The 15484-nt window shown below is 44.9% G+C and carries 13 protein-coding genes; 2 read left to right on the top strand and 11 right to left on the bottom strand.

Features of this window, described 5'->3' with window-relative positions:
• The first annotated feature begins 310 nt into the window (after positions 1 to 310).
• Positions 311 to 646 carry a hypothetical protein gene (locus AAEY83_RS10435; RefSeq protein WP_025645789.1) on the top strand — a complete coding sequence of 112 codons (336 nt, stop codon included), beginning with the start codon at positions 311 to 313 and terminating at the stop codon, positions 644 to 646.
• Between the two features lie 143 nt (positions 647 to 789).
• Here the strand turns inward: AAEY83_RS10435 and AAEY83_RS10430 are convergent, their stop codons facing one another.
• The 7 genes from AAEY83_RS10430 to AAEY83_RS10400 all read right to left on the bottom strand — a co-directional run bounded on the left by AAEY83_RS10430 (position 790) and on the right by AAEY83_RS10400 (position 11621).
• Positions 790 to 2451 (bottom strand): BCCT family transporter, encoded by a 1662-nt coding sequence (locus AAEY83_RS10430; protein ID WP_025645787.1) that lies wholly within the window; start codon positions 2449 to 2451, stop codon positions 790 to 792.
• Positions 2452 to 2717: 266 nt separating this feature from the next.
• On the bottom strand, positions 2718 to 4367 hold the full coding sequence (locus AAEY83_RS10425) for a BCCT family transporter (protein WP_025645785.1): 1650 nt from the start codon (positions 4365 to 4367) through the stop codon (positions 2718 to 2720).
• Positions 4368 to 4562: 195 nt separating this feature from the next.
• Positions 4563 to 5795 (bottom strand): PQQ-dependent sugar dehydrogenase, encoded by a 1233-nt coding sequence (locus AAEY83_RS10420; RefSeq protein WP_025645783.1) that lies wholly within the window; start codon positions 5793 to 5795, stop codon positions 4563 to 4565.
• A 177-nt stretch (positions 5796 to 5972) separates the two neighbouring features.
• Positions 5973 to 8570, bottom strand: a complete 2598-nt coding sequence (gene clpB, locus AAEY83_RS10415) for an ATP-dependent chaperone ClpB (protein WP_025645781.1) — start codon at positions 8568 to 8570, stop codon at positions 5973 to 5975.
• Between the two features lie 301 nt (positions 8571 to 8871).
• Positions 8872 to 9441, bottom strand: coding sequence for a L,D-transpeptidase family protein (locus AAEY83_RS10410; protein ID WP_025645780.1), 570 nt, complete (start codon positions 9439 to 9441; stop codon positions 8872 to 8874).
• Positions 9442 to 9537: 96 nt separating this feature from the next.
• Complete coding sequence (locus AAEY83_RS10405) at positions 9538 to 10323, bottom strand: SDR family NAD(P)-dependent oxidoreductase (RefSeq protein WP_025645778.1); 786 nt, start codon at positions 10321 to 10323, stop codon at positions 9538 to 9540.
• Between the two features lie 173 nt (positions 10324 to 10496).
• Positions 10497 to 11621 carry a DNA topoisomerase IB gene (locus AAEY83_RS10400; protein ID WP_025645776.1) on the bottom strand — a complete coding sequence of 375 codons (1125 nt, stop codon included), beginning with the start codon at positions 11619 to 11621 and terminating at the stop codon, positions 10497 to 10499.
• Positions 11622 to 11803: 182 nt separating this feature from the next.
• Here AAEY83_RS10400 and AAEY83_RS10395 point away from each other — a divergent pair, with 182 nt between their 5' ends.
• Positions 11804 to 12292 carry a GNAT family N-acetyltransferase gene (locus AAEY83_RS10395; RefSeq protein WP_227501894.1) on the top strand — a complete coding sequence of 163 codons (489 nt, stop codon included), beginning with the start codon at positions 11804 to 11806 and terminating at the stop codon, positions 12290 to 12292.
• 85 nt (positions 12293 to 12377) lie between these two features.
• On the opposite strand, the gene ppnP is transcribed toward AAEY83_RS10395, so the two are convergent.
• The 4 genes from ppnP to AAEY83_RS10375 form a co-directional block, all read right to left on the bottom strand.
• A complete protein-coding gene (gene ppnP / locus AAEY83_RS10390; RefSeq protein WP_025645772.1) occupies positions 12378 to 12662 on the bottom strand; it encodes a pyrimidine/purine nucleoside phosphorylase in 285 nt (94 codons plus the stop codon).
• Positions 12663 to 12705: 43 nt separating this feature from the next.
• Positions 12706 to 13801 (bottom strand): peptide chain release factor 2 gene (prfB, locus tag AAEY83_RS10385; protein WP_198013319.1). Its coding sequence is split into 2 segments (ribosomal slippage): positions 12706 to 13728 and positions 13730 to 13801, totalling 1095 coding nucleotides; the frame shifts between segments, so codons are not numbered across the junction.
• A gap of 177 nt (positions 13802 to 13978) precedes the next feature.
• A complete protein-coding gene (locus AAEY83_RS10380) occupies positions 13979 to 14686 on the bottom strand; it encodes an HAD family hydrolase (RefSeq protein WP_025645769.1) in 708 nt (235 codons plus the stop codon).
• Between the two features lie 104 nt (positions 14687 to 14790).
• On the bottom strand, positions 14791 to 15327 hold the full coding sequence (locus AAEY83_RS10375; RefSeq protein ID WP_025645768.1) for a gamma carbonic anhydrase family protein: 537 nt from the start codon (positions 15325 to 15327) through the stop codon (positions 14791 to 14793).
• Positions 15328 to 15484 lie beyond the last annotated feature (157 nt).

The raw sequence follows: 15484 nt of genomic DNA, 5'->3' as shown, positions 1-15484 counted from the left end.
ATTAAACCCTAAGCTTAATCATAAGCTTAGGGTTTTTTATTGATATAGCCGTATGGTCAATGCCTACGAATCAGCTATAGCGCTACGAGCGTGCGTCTAAAATAAACTAAAAAGAGTAAGGCATGCCAGTCAAACTTATATCAGTGATACCCTCAAGCCTATGTAATAGCCTGAGATTTTCGCCAACGATAACAACTTAGTGGCTGACTGATGATAAATAAGCTACTATGAATTTGGACTTTGTCATTAATCAAGGTGACTAGATCGATGACAGGACATAATCAAACAATACTGATAAGGAGATACCACTATGAACCCTGTACTCAAATCATGGAGACTAAGCTCTTTATTACTAGGGTTGTCAGCTATTATGGCGTTAGCTGGCTGTAGTAATATTCCAAGTGTCAATACCCCAGACGATGCGGCTATTCATACCGTGGAATATGGCAAGCAGATATCTAGTGACAACCCTTTTACCAAATGTCCCCCTTATGACCCTGAGCAAACCATGTGTACCATGCAGTACGATCCAGTATGTGTCAAAACAAAGACCGACTCAGGATTCAACTATCGTACCGCGGGTAATGCTTGCTCCGCATGTGGCACAACCACTGCAATCGGTTATACCAAAGGACAATGTTCATAAACCAAAGCTTATAAACCAATGCTCATATTCAATGATTATGAATGTTTACCCGCTATCACCCATAAAAAAGCCCTAGCTTAATATATAAGCTAGGGCTTTTCTTACGAATGGTCATTTTTCTACAAAGTCAGATTAAACCTGTCTTACTTATCTTTGGGCTCTACGATTAAGTCAGGAGGCCCTGTTAACAGATCTTCATCACGGAACTCGTTAGCTGAGTTGTGTTCAGCAGACTCCTCAGTAGTGAACCACTGCTTATTACGATACAGAATCAGACGATCTCGGCTCAAACCACGCAGTAGTGAATACATCATAACCATAATCACGATAGCAAACGGGAAGCCTGAAACAATCGATGCCGCTTGCAGAGCCCCTAAACCGCCAGCTGCTAAGAGTACCGCTGCGATAACGCCTTCAGTACCTGCCCAGAATAGACGCTGAATCTTAGGCGGATTGGTATCACCACCAGAGGTCAACATATCGATGACGAAACTTGCAGAATCTGACGAGGTCACGAACCAAAGCACGATCATAATCACGATGAGTAGGTTGACCGCTGCAGTTAATGGATACGATTCCATTAGCTTAAAGATTGCGCTGCCAGTATCGGCTTTGACTGCCTCGATAAGACCAGGACTTGCCACACTTGGATCAGCTGCAGCCATCAGCTCCATGTGTACTGCTGAGCCACCAAAAGCGGTGAACCATAAGAAAAGAATAGTAATGGGGATTAATAACACACCCAAAATAAACTCGCGAATCGTACGGCCACGTGAGATACGAGCGACGAATACACCAACAAAAGGTGACCAGCTAATCCACCATGCCCAGTAGAAGATAGTCCAAGATGACTGCCAGTTATCTTGGCCTTCATAAGACTCAGTCCAAAGACCTAAAGGAATCACTTGATGCAAGTAGTTACCAACGTTTTCAACGAAACTATTAAAGATAAACTGCGTCGGACCTAAGATAATCACAAAGCTGAGCAAGATGACGGTGAATAAGATATTCAGATCACTTAAGCGCTTGATACCTTTATCTAAACCCAAAAACAGCGACATGCCTGCCAATACAGTAATAATAGCAATCAAAATGATTTGTGTAGTGATATTATTAGGTACACCAAATAGCGTATCTAGACCTGAGTTGATCTGTAACACCCCTAATCCAAGCGTCGTCACCACCCCAAACATCGTCCCAAATACGGCAAGTGTATCTACCGTATGACCCATAGGTCCATAGATTTTTTTGCCGAGTAAAGGATACAGGGTTGAGCGAATGGCCAAAGGTAGGCCGACACGATAATGGAAATAAGCCAACGCCAAAGCGACGATACCGTAGATGGCCCAAACATGAAACCCATAATGCAAAAATGAGATATTCATCGCAAGCTTAGCGGCTTCAACACTCTCAGGCGTGCCTAATGGCGGTGCCATAAAGTGATACAACGGCTCAGCAGTACCCCAATACAGCAAACCAATACCGATACCTGCTGAGAAGAGCATACCAATCCATGAGACTAGATTATACTCGGGCCTCTCAGTTTGATGACCTAGTCTGATATCGCCATAACGGCTAAATATCATATAGATACTCATGACTAAGGCTAGATTCACCACCACGATAAAGAACCAGCCAAAGCGCAACGAGACAAACGCTTTTGCCTCGTTAAACACCACTTCAGCTTGCTCATTAAAAAAAGCGCCGAAAATAATAAAGACCAAAATCAAAATAGCTGAGGTCAAGAACACAGGTTTACTTACCCGTGGAAAAGGGCCTAAGCGGCCAACTTTTACATGATCCATAGCGTGTCCAAAAGTTAAAATTGCGTCACCTTACCAAGATATAGGGTGATTATCAAATGCAGTATTAAAAATACAGTGGTTAATATGCAAAAATAATTTAGAAAGAATTAAGGATATTTTGCTATAGCGAATCGAACTTTGAGCCTTAAAAGCTATTATCAATACAATCGCTTAGGCTATTTTAGCTTTTATCATGGATATAAAAAAAGCCTCAATCTGTTTAAAGATTGAGACTAATAATAAAGTTTAACGTACTTAACTGAAGATTAATCGCCTTTGACGATCTTTGGCGGTCCTTTGAGTAGATGCTCATCGGCAAACTCATCAGCGGTATTATGATCGATAGACTCATCAGTAATAAAACGCTGCTGCGCACGATAAAGGATCAAGCGATCGCGGCCAAGACCACGCCACAGCGCGTACATCATGGCAAAAATGACAATGGCAAAGGGTAGACCTGCAACAATCGCTGCTGCTTGCAAAGCACTAAGACCACCTGCTGCGAGCAAGATTGCGGCAATAAAGCCTTCTGCCGTCGCCCAAAATAGACGTTGAATCTTTGGTGGATTGGTATCACCACCTGCGGTTAACATGTCAATGACAAAGCTTGCAGAATCAGACGAGGTGACAAACCACAAGACAATCATGATGACGATCAACAAGGTAATAGGCTTAGCGAATGGATAATACTCAACCAACTTAAAGATTGCGCTACCTATGTCTGCTTGTACTGCCTCTATTAGCCCAGGGCTTACTAGAGCAGGATCAAGTGTTGCTAACAGCTCCATATGGATAGCTACGCCGCCAAAGGCTGTGAACCAAAAGAACAAAATAGTCATCGGTATCAGTAGCACACCTAAAGTGAACTCACGAATTGTGCGACCACGAGAGATACGAGCAATAAACACCCCAACAAATGGTGCCCAGCTTACCCACCATGCCCAATAAAATATCGTCCAGCCACTTTGCCAATCGGTACCACTATACGACTCACCCCAAAAACTAAGTGGAACGATTGCCGCCAGATAATTACCAATGTTTTCAAAGAAGCTATCAAAGATAAATAGTGTTGGACCCAAAATAACCATAAAGGCTAGCAGTAGGCCGGTGAGACCCATATTGAGATCGCTCAAACGCTTGATGCCTTTATCAAGACCAAGCATTAAAGATCCGCAAGCCAGCAGAGTAATAAAGGCGATAATGACAAACTGAACAGCAAGACTATTCTGAAGACCAAATAGGTTTTCAAGTCCTGAATTGATCTGCATGACTCCTAAACCTAGCGAGGTCACAACGCCAAACATCGTACCAAAGACGGCTAAAATATCGACCGTATGTCCCCAGCGCCCATAAATCTTTTGACCCAATATAGGGTACAAAGTTGAGCGAATGGACAGCGGTAATCCGCGTCTAAAATGAAAATAGGCCAAAGATAACGCGACGATAGTATAGATAGCCCAAGCATGTAAACCCCAATGCAAAAACGAGACATTCATCGCCTGCTTAGCGGCCTCCATGGTCTCAGGCTCAGCCATTGGCGGCGCCATGTAATGGTATAATGGCTCAGCCGTACCCCAATAGACTAGACCGATACCGATACCTGCTGAGAACAGCATGCCAATCCAAGACCCCAGGCTGTACTGCGGCCGCTCAGTTTGCTGACCCAAACGTATATCGCCGTAGCGACTTGCTATAAGATAAATACAAAAGACTAAAGCCACGTTCATGAGTAAAATGAAGAACCAGCCAAAATTAGTCGTAATAAAGCTTTGCAGATAACTAAAAAGCGCACCAGCAGTCTCAGTGAAAAATGCGCCAAAGATAATAAAACCAATAATAAGAATACTCGATGTGATGAAGACGGGCTTGCTTACCCTAGGAAAAGGGCCAAGCCTTTCAACCTTTACGTGATCCATTCGTTAAATAACCTTAATTTTTTTGGAAATTTACCTTATCAAGATAACGCGCAACTATCAATTATAAAACAAGTACTTACAAGTCTTTATTGAATAGAAACAAAGTTGTAAGTCATCAATTAGAAAACATTATTTCACTATTGGTAAAACTACTGCCATGTTATATCATAGCATTATGATTAATTAACCTTGGTTTTACTGTGGTAATAAATGTAGCAATCTGCCGTTATCGCCATCTTCCAGTAGCCATACCTGACCATCTATGCTTGATACATTTCGTATTCTTGCGCCCATATCATAGCGATAGCGCTCACTGGCATTACCTGCCGCATCCATATCGACCACGATAAGCGCTTTAGAGGATAAGCCGCTCATTAATGCCTTGCCTTGCCATGCTGGAAAGTCATTTTGACTGCCTGAGGTGTAGATACTCAAAGACGATGGTGAAATAACAGGCGTCCAGCTCACTTTAGGAGGAGTAAATTCAGGACGAGTATCATGGTCGGGTATGTCTGTGCCAGAATAGTTACGACCGTTTGAGACCACAGGCCAGCCATAGTTATTGCCCTTGACGATTAAATTATACTCATCACCGCCACGCGGTCCCATCTCATTGCTCCACAATCTGCCCGACTCATCAAACGCCATACCGAGTACATTTCGATGACCCGTACTCCAAAACTGGGCGCTAATGTCATTATTGTTGGCATAAGGATTGTCACTAGGGACAGTCCCGTCAGGATGCAAGCGGATAATTTTACCAAGATTTAAGCTCATATCTTGCGCAGGCTGTTTTTCTTGACGATCGCCTGAGCTGATATAAAGGTAACGTCCATCAGGTGAGAACAATAAGCGATGACTATAATGCCCTTGCCCATCGATTTTTTTGTTTTGCTGCCAGATAGTGCTGATGTTTTGCAAACTTGGCTTCTCGGTATCTAAACCGCTGAGCGTCGCTTTGATAACCTTTGCCCCATATTTATTACTATCAGCACCACTGCCCGCTTCGGCGTGACTGATATAAATAGCATTACTTGCCCTAAAATCTGGCGCTAAAGTCACATCTCCTAAGCCGCCTTGTCCGCCATAAGCCACCTCTGGCACACCTGCGACTTGGGTTTTGACTCCTGTCTGCGTATCGACCACAAATAGCTCGCCCGACTTTTGCGTGACTAGCAACTCAAGCGCGTCATTTCCTGTTTTTGGTAGTGCAGCCATCGCCCATGGCTCATTAAAGGTTGCGATCACTTGGGTAGTAAAGCTAGGCTTGCTGTCTTCTGTTTGCTCGCTAGTACTAATGTCAACGTCTTGTGTATTGGCTACAGGAGTGGCTGATTCTGAGCAGGCCGCAGTGCTAAATAGTAGAGCGGCTACCATTAGCGGTAAACTAACTTGCTTGTTTTTACTTATCTTGCTGTCGATTGGCATAGCGTTCATCCTTTAATATCTTTAGTCTCATTTTTATTTATCGCTGACATCTGTCTTCTAATATAGCAAGCCTCATGTAACTTCGCCCAGAAATTATGCAACAAAAAACCCTTTATCTACTATGGCAGATAAAGGGTTAGTGTTACTTAGATATTGGCTCTCAATCTAAAATGACTATTAGCTCATTCTAAGCTTATTAAAAGTCAATCTATCATCTTGATCGACATCGACTTTGATGATATCACCTGCGACAAAGTCACCAGCCAATAGCTTTAATGACAATGGATTTTCGATCTCTTGCTGGATCGCACGTTTTAGTGGACGCGCGCCATACACAGGATCGTAACCAACAGCGACTAGTTTGTGCATCGCATCGGCTGACAGCTCGATATCCATCTCACGCTCTTGGAGACGCTGACGTAGACGCTGCAACTGAATGTCAGCAATACCAGCCATCTGCGACATGCCAAGCGGATGGAATACCACAATCTCATCGATACGGTTGATAAACTCTGGGCGGAAATGCTGTCCGACCGAATCCATCACCTCAGACTTGATGTCTTCATAGCTCTCGCCGACCATCTCTTGGATTTTGTGTGAGCCTAAGTTACTGGTCATCACAATCACCGTGTTTTTGAAGTCAACCACGCGGCCTTGTGAGTCGGTCAAACGTCCATCGTCTAACACTTGTAGCAAGATATTAAACACATCAGGATGCGCTTTTTCGACCTCATCAAACAGTATCACGCTATAAGGCTTACGGCGTACCGCTTCGGTTAACGTACCGCCTTCTTCATAACCGACATAGCCTGGAGGCGCGCCCACTAAGCGGCTGACGCTGTGCTTCTCCATATACTCACTCATGTCGATACGGATGATGGCATCCTCACTATCAAACAAGAAGTTGGCCAGTGATTTGGTCAGCTCAGTTTTACCAACCCCCGTAGGCCCTAAAAATAAGAACGAACCCGATGGGCGGTTGGGATCAGACAACCCAGCTCGGCTACGGCGCACAGCGTTGGCGACTGCTTCGACTGCTTCATCTTGACCGATGACGCGCTCATGCAGCTTGTCTTCCATCGCCAACATCTTGTCACGCTCGCCTTGCAGCATTTTGCTGACAGGAATTCCCGTCGCGGCTGCCACCACCTCTGCGATCTCGTTGTCCGTGACTTTATTACGCAGCAGTTTGGCACCGCCATTATCACCTGCCAGCTCTTTTTGCTCGGCCAAATCAGACTCTGTGATACGGCGCTCAAGCTGTGGAATCGTCTCGTACTGCAGCTTACTCATGGTTTCATAGTCGCCTTCGCGGCTGGCTTTATCATAAGCGATACGCGCTTTGTCCAGCTCGTCTTTTAGCTGCTGAGAGCCTTTAACCAGCGCTTTTTCCGCTTGCCAAATCTCATTGAGATCGGCGTACTCTTTTTCTAGCTCCTCGATTTGGCTATCAAGCACTTTACGCTCTGCTTGTGCGCCGGCATCTTCTTCGTTTTTGAGTACTTCGCGCTGCATTTTTAGCTGAATCAGACGGCTATCGAGCTTACCGAGTGCTTCAGGCTTACTGTCCATCTCCATGCGCAGGCGACTGGCTGCTTCATCGATTAAATCAATCGCTTTATCAGGCAGCTTGCGATCGGTGATATAACGATGGCTCATGCGCGCTGCGGCAATAATCGCGCTGTCTTGAATATCGACACCGTGATGCAGCTCATAACGCTCTTTTAGACCACGCAGAATAGCAATGGTGTCTTCAACCGTTGGCTCATCGACCAATACTTTTTGGAAACGGCGCTCAAGGGCGGCATCTTTTTCGATAAATTGACGATACTCATCTAACGTCGTCGCGCCGACGCAGTGTAGCTCACCGCGTGCAAGCGCAGGCTTTAGCATATTGCCTGCATCCATCGCGCCCTCTGACTTACCCGCGCCGACCATGGTATGCAGCTCATCGATAAACAAAATGACATTGCCCTCTTGCTTGGCCAAGTCACTTAGCACCCCTTTGAGACGCTCCTCAAACTCACCGCGGAACTTAGCACCGGCAATCAATGCACCTAAATCCAAGGACAACACTTCCTTACGGCGTAGACCTTCTGGCACATCGCCATTGATTATTTTTTGTGCTAGGCCTTCGACGATGGCCGTCTTACCGACACCTGGCTCACCAATGAGCACGGGGTTGTTTTTGGTGCGGCGCGAGAGCACTTGAATGGTACGACGTATCTCTTCATCACGGCCAATGACAGGGTCTAGCTTACCCATCTCGGCTTGTTCGGTTAGGTTAATGGTGTATTTATTGAGCGCATCACGCTGATCTTCTGCGTTTTGATTATTCACAGTTTCATCACCGCGAAGTTGCTCGATAACCGCTGCTAACTTATCTGCGGTAACCCCAGCACTTTCAAATATCTTTTTGGTTTCGCCTTGCTCCGCAAGTGCCAATAGCACCCATTCAGTGGCAATAAAATCATCGCCTTCTTTTTGTGCTTGGCGATCGGCTAGGTTTAAAATCTTTACTGAGTTTGGGTTTAGATTGACATCGCCTGTTGGGTTGCTAATAGTTGCTTGATTATCGAGCGCTTTGGCCACGCCATTTTTTAGCGCCGGAATGGATGCGCCGGCTTGCTGACAGATCGCGATGTTTGACTCATCTTGCAATAATACTGCTAATAAATGCACCGGATCGATACCGGTGTTATCACGCCCTAACGCTAAGCTTTGCGCTTCTTGTATTGCAGATTGCAACTTTTGGGTGAATTTCTCAAATCTCATATTGTTATCCTTTGATAATTTATCATGGCAACAGGCTTTTATAAGTATTAGGTTAGCCCGTTTGCCTTTGGTTGCTATCTATATAAGGTATAGTGACAGTCATTTCAAGCGAAAAACAATAAAAACCTTACTATTAGCAATGATATAAATCTAGTTTATTAATAAGTATTTATCAGTGCTATTTCAAGAATTTTTAAAGAAAAATAAGTACCTAAATAAGAGTTTATTGCTAATAAAAAAGCGCTTGCCCCATCCAGAACAAACGCTATAACTGGCTCATGAGACGATAAAAAACGCTAAGCTATTCTACAATTTCAATCGGCATTCCTGCTTTGTATACGCTCATAATCTCATCCATCTCATCATTAGTCACCGCAATACAGCCATCCGTCCAGTCACGCTGCTGCGTAATAGCCGCCAGATGACCAAGGCCGTTTTTTTGTCCATGAATCATAATATCACCGCCCGCACTGACCCCGCGTTTTTTGGCTTGGGCTTTATCAGCGGCGTTAGGATAACTGACGTGGATGGAGCGATAGTAGTTAGAGTTTTCGTTTTTATAATCAAGAATATAACTCCCTGTCGGTGTGCGCTCGTCGCCTTCTTGGCGCTTATGTCCCACTGGGCCATCCCCTAAAGCAATGTGATAAGTTTTGATTACTCGATCGCCACTTAATAGCTTTAATACCCGCTCGGACTTATCGACATAAACTTTATCGATAGTGACATCTGTATGGATAGCTTGATTGTGCTTGCTGCTATTTTTGGCTAAGGCCAGCGCGCTCACACTTATCATACTAACAACTATCAGCGTCAGAATAGCCAAAGAGAAGGGTTTGGTTTTGCGAGATGATAATCGAGAAAATGACATAGAAATTGCTTCTTATTAAGTGAGCTTAGTCACAAGATAACAGATCTCTATGCCAAGGTTTGTGCAGAAGTTATGAATAGAAAAAGAGCTAAGGTATCAGACCATACGAATCGCGCCATCTAAACGTATCACTTCACCGTTAAGATAGGCATTATCGATAATATGCATCGCTAGTTTAGCAAACTCTTCAGGAGCGCCTAAACGTTTTGGATAAGGGACAGCTGCCTCTAGTTGTTCGCGGGCTTTTTCTGGGATACTGTGCATCATCGGCGTCGCAAACACCCCTGGCGCTATCGTCATAACGCGAATACCATGACGCGTCAGCTCACGCGCTAGTGGCAACATCATACCAACCACGCCCGCTTTCGATGACGCATAACTGGCCTGCCCGACTTGCCCATCAAAAGCTGCAATAGACGCTGTATTAATAATAATACCGTTATCGGCATTTTGCGCACTATCAGCGTTGGTATTGGCGGCGACACACTTAGCAATACTAGCTGCCACCAAACGTGCGACATTAAACGAGCCGACTTGATTGATAGTAACGCCGCGTGTGAACGCCTCTAGATCCGCTGGGTTATTGTCACGGTCGAGTAGCTTTTGTACCACAGCGATGCCCGCGCAGTTGATAGAGCCTTGCAGACCACCAAAGTCCGTCTCGGCGGTAGCGACTGCCGCTTGTACATCATCGCCGCTGGTGACATCACAGCGCACAAAGCGAACGCTATCGCCAAGCTCACGGGCTAAAGCTGTCCCCGCCTCTTCATTGAGGTCCGCGATGACTACTTTTCCGCCTTGCGCAGTGATAGCGCGAACCACGGCTTCGCCTAACCCTGAAGCGCCGCCAGTGACTAAAAAACTGTTTCCCTGTACCTGCATGATATCTCCCTTATCGTTTGTAGATGATGACTCTTAGTGTATGTCTTCTTAGTGTATATATTATCGATTATATATACGATGCGCTTATATTGTTAAGATAGGAATAAATAAACTATCTTAACGATATAAAAGATAACAGCTTTATCTAAGAAGTCTTAGAGCTATTCATCTACTCATGAGTTATCCAAAAAACGAAGCAGCGCTTTTTCCTCTAAGCTCTGATACTCTCTAGTTCGTCCGCGCCGGGCTTGTTTATACTCTTCATAAAACTTGCCTGCTAAGAACTTCTCAATGATAATGGGATTAATGTAGGAGCTACGGCAGACGCTTGGCGTATTGCCTAACTCTTCAGCGACATCTTTGACCATCTCAGTGACTAACGTTTGCCGCAGTTTACTATCAGGGGCGCTCGCCAAAATGGCTTCACCATTACCGTTTTGTAGCTCATCGTATAAATAACTGGCGGCCAGCACACTGGCCATCCAAGTGCGAAAGTCTTTTGCGCTGTAGAGCCTACTTGTACAGTCCGAGGCGGCCTTGCTCTCCTCACACAGATGCAGGCGTAGATACTCATTCACATCAGAGCTATCAACCACGCGTTTGTCGCCATTGTCATCTAAATACTTAAAAATCTGATAGCCAGGCAGCTCAGAGCAAGACTGTACGATGTCTATCAAGCGCTCGTCTTGTAGCTCGATATGATGCGCTTTGGCACTTTTACCAACGAAATCGAAGGCCAAGCCATTCTCTGTTTCACTCACATGCTTACTACGTAAAGTACTAAGGCCGTAGCTTTTATTGAGCTTAGCATAGCGACTATTACCGATACGAATGAGAGTCGTCTCTAGCAACTTCACCACCGCCGCAAGCACATTATCATGCGATAAAGTCTCAGCTTCTAAATCTTTTTCGACTTGCGCGCGCAGATTAGGCAGGGCGCTCGCAAAGCCAATCATCGCCTCAAATTTGGCACGATCGCGCACACTATCCCACAGCTCATGATACAAATACTGCTTACGCGCCTTGCCATCGCGCCCTGTCGATTGGAGATGACCGTTTTCATGTTGGCATATCCACACCTCAGACCACATCGGCGGAATGACTAAAGCCTCAAAACGTTGGCGCAGTTTTTTATCTTTGACCGTATTGCCTGCTGCATCTCGATAGGTAAAGCCGCGACCATGACGGCGGCGGGTAAAACCCGGCTCATCATCGCTGACATAGCGCAGGTTTGCTTGCTTGGCTAGGCGCTCATAATCGTGACGCAAGTCATCGCTTATCGTCTGTTTGGTTGTCATAGCCCTGCCTTTTATTGTTTATTTATCCTCTTGTTTAAGATAAATAAAATCGACATGACTTGCTATGCAGTTGACGCAGATAATGTGTAATAGTGTGTAAAACTAACAAGATAAAAGGGTTATCAAAAGTTCGGTTTTCAGGCATAATTTAGCATCCATTTTTTATTGAAAGCATCTAAATCATGACTGAAGACAAAAGTATGCAAAATAACAATGTTGTGCAAAACCATGCTACACAAATAGCGCCGTTAACTGACGCAAATTATGAGTCGTGGCTAAGCCTTTGGCAAGACTATCTGACATTTTATGACACTAACTTGCCGCTCGACACCTCAAAAGCCACATGGCAAAAACTGCTTGATAGTGGCACGCCTGTTTATGGGTTTGGTGCATTTAAAGACAAGGTGTTGGTTGGCATAGTTCATGTGGTATTGCATCCCAATACATGGAATGAAACAGACTGCTGCTATTTAGAAGACTTATATGTCAGTGAATCTATTCGCGGACAAGGTGTAGGACGCGCACTGATTGAACAGGTGTATGAATTTGCCAGTGAGAAAAACTGCAATCGCGTTTATTGGACAACCCAAGACAGCAATCAAACCGCGCGCGTACTGTACGACAATCTTGCCAGCCTGACTGATATGGTGCAGTACCGCAAAAACTTATAAAAAAACTTTCATGTTGCTAAAAAAAACGCCAAGTATCAGTTACTTGGCGTTTTTCTTACTAATAAGCTTATTGTACAAAAATGATCTACTGACCATACTCGCATAAATACGCAGTCTCAACCTCAACTTTGACTTGAAATTTTTTGTCCGCTTCAATAGTAAACTGTTGACCGGCGGCAAAGGTCTGCCATTCGCTACTTTCTGGCAGTTTAACGGTCAACGCGCCGCTCACCACACTCATGGTCTCAAATTCGCTGGTGCCAAATTCATACTCCCCAATTTCCATCACGCCGACAGTCGCTGGCAGAGTGGCTGTCTGAAAGGCGATCGACGTGACTTTATCGTCAAAATAACTATTTACGCTTGGCATAAATTTTCCTTAAGTAATGGTGTTTAAAATGTGTTGATAAACCTTACAGTCCTGCTTTAAGGCTGGCTTCGATGAATTGATCGAGATCACCATCGAGTACGGCGCCGGTATTAAAGGTCTCAACGCCAGTACGCAAATCTTTGATCCGCGAGTCATCAAGGACATACGAGCGAATTTGACTGCCCCAACCGACGTCAGACTTATTATCTTCTACCGCTTGTTGGCTCTCCATGCGTTTTTGCATCTCAAGCTCATAGAGCTTAGCGCGTAGCATTTTCATTGCGGTGGCTTTATTGCCATGTTGGCTACGCTCGTTTTGACAAGTGACCACCACGCCGCTTGGTTCATGAGTAATACGTACTGCCGAGTCTGTGGTATTGACGTGCTGACCGCCAGCACCTGATGAGCGATAAGTGTCAATCCGCAGATCAGCAGGATTGATATCGATATCGATATCGTCGTCAATCTCAGGCGATACAAACACAGCCGCAAACGAGGTATGACGACCGTTATTACTATCAAAAGGCGACTTACGCACCAAGCGATGCACACCAATCTCAGTGCGCAGCCAGCCAAAAGCATAATCGCCTTTGATCTCGATAGTGGCAGACTTAATACCGGCGACACTACCTGAAGATACTTCGATAACCTCAACTTTAAAGCCGTGCGCCTCCGCCCAGCGTGTATACATGCGCAGTAGCATCTCCGCCCAATCTTGGGCCTCGGTGCCGCCGCTACCCGATTGGATATCCAAATAGCAGTTGTTCGGGTCCATCTCACCGCTGAACATCCGGCGAAACTCCAAATCGGCGACGCGTTTTTCAGCACTATCAAGCTCGCTTTGCACATCTTTGAGCAGGGACTCATCCTCGGCTTCGACCGCGAGCTCTAGCATTGCAGCGGCATCTTCAAGCGTAGTCTCAAGCGATACCACTATCTCGATGACGCTATCGAGCTGACTTTTTTCTTTGCTAATTTTGGTGGCACGTTCCGGATCGTTCCACAGCTCCGGACTCTCCATCTCTAAATTGACTTCCTCTAAGCGCTCTTGCTTACCATCGAAGTCAAAGATACCTCCGCAGGTCCTGTCCACGCGTCGATAAGTCTTTGATTTGCTCTTGATATGGGTTAATTTCCATCAGTGTTCCTGTATGTATTAAATAATAGTGTCTTTGTAGGCTGGGTTTTTAACCCAGCTTCAGGACTTTGTAAATTCAAAATGCTGGGTTAAAAACCTAGCCTACGCCAAAAATAATAATTATTAAAAGCGATGTTGTTGACTACTCATCGCAATAGCACTGCTAAATGATGATAAACTAAATCGACCAATCCTCAACCGCCCAGCGATTCGCCAATGCATGGGCATGCAAAGCCTTATCCGGCGATACGCAAACGGCAATATCTGCCCATTCTAATAACGGGATGTCGTTTTTAGAATCAGAGTAGGCATAAGTTTTGGTAAAGTGGATACCATCTTGCTGCTTTTTATCAAGCCATTTATCCAGATGATAAATCTTACCTTCTTGAAAGTTAGGCTTATCGGTTAATTTACCGGTGTAGCGCTCATCGACGATTTCAAGCGGCGTCGATAGTACGTTTGCCTCGGTGATGCCAAAACGCTGAGCGATAGCAGACACCACAAAGTTATTGGTCGCTGAGATAATCACCACCTCATGACCAAGCTCCACGTGCTCACACAACACCTCCATCGCCTTTGGGCGAATATGCGGCTCAATCTCTGTTTTTATATAATCTTCACGTAACTTATCAAGCCTGTCCATCGGTAAAGAGCTCAAAAACTGTGCGACAAACTCATTGTACTCAGTCGCATCGAGGGTACCTTCTATATAGTCATTATAAAACTTTTGATTGGCAGTGCGATACTGCGCCTCATCGACAAGGCCATGCTTGACGATATACTCGCCCCACAAATAGTCGCTATCGACATCGAGCAAAGTATGGTCTAAATCAAATAACGCTAAGGTGCGCGCATTGGCAGGGGCTGGTGTAGAAGTGTTATTCATAAAACATACTCGCTGAGGATAAAAGGAGCGTCCTAAAATAAGGACGCTTACTTACTATTCTTACTATTTAAGCTATCGGTTTTCTTATTATAAAACTTATAAAACTATTCAGGCGCTTGGATTTCGGTCAGACCTGTTTTGAACTTTTGACAGCGATCTGCGTAGTGCATGGCGGATAGCTTGAGCATCGCGGCCTGCTCATCAGTCAAAGTTTTGATCACTTTGGCCGGTGCACCCATCACTAGTGAATTATCCGGAATCTCTTTACCTTCAGTGACTAAGGCTTTAGCGCCGATAATACAGTTTTTACCGATTTTGGCTTTATTAAGTACTACTGCGCCGATGCCAATTAAGCTGTTATCACCGATCTCACACCCATGTAGCATCGCTAAATGCCCAATCGTCACATAATCGCCAATTTTGACTTCGATACCCGCATCAGTGTGAATCACGCTGTTTTCTTGCACATTGCTGTAGTCGCCGATATGAATACGCTCATTGTCACCGCGAATCACTGCGCCAAACCAAACGCTGGCTTGATGACCTAAATATACATCGCCAATGACTCGCGCCGTATCGGCAACCCAGCCATTAAAAGGGACGGCAAACTCAGGTTTTTTGTCTAAATACTGATAAATCATAACTATCCTTGTTTATTAAATAAGGGGCATACTACAGCGGCCCTATTATTATTGTCAAAACATCAAAAAACTAATAGAGAATATTAGGGCGTGTTGAACATTCGACCATGGCACTGACAGAGACTATTTTTTAGGCGATTTGCAGATAAAAATGGTA

Origin of the sequence: Psychrobacter sp. TB20-MNA-CIBAN-0197 (assembly GCF_040309765.1) — a bacterium.
Classification (GTDB): domain Bacteria; phylum Pseudomonadota; class Gammaproteobacteria; order Pseudomonadales; family Moraxellaceae; genus Psychrobacter; species Psychrobacter submarinus.
The sequence above is the reverse complement of the archived record's forward strand: the minus strand, read 5'-3'. Positions and strand labels throughout refer to the sequence as shown.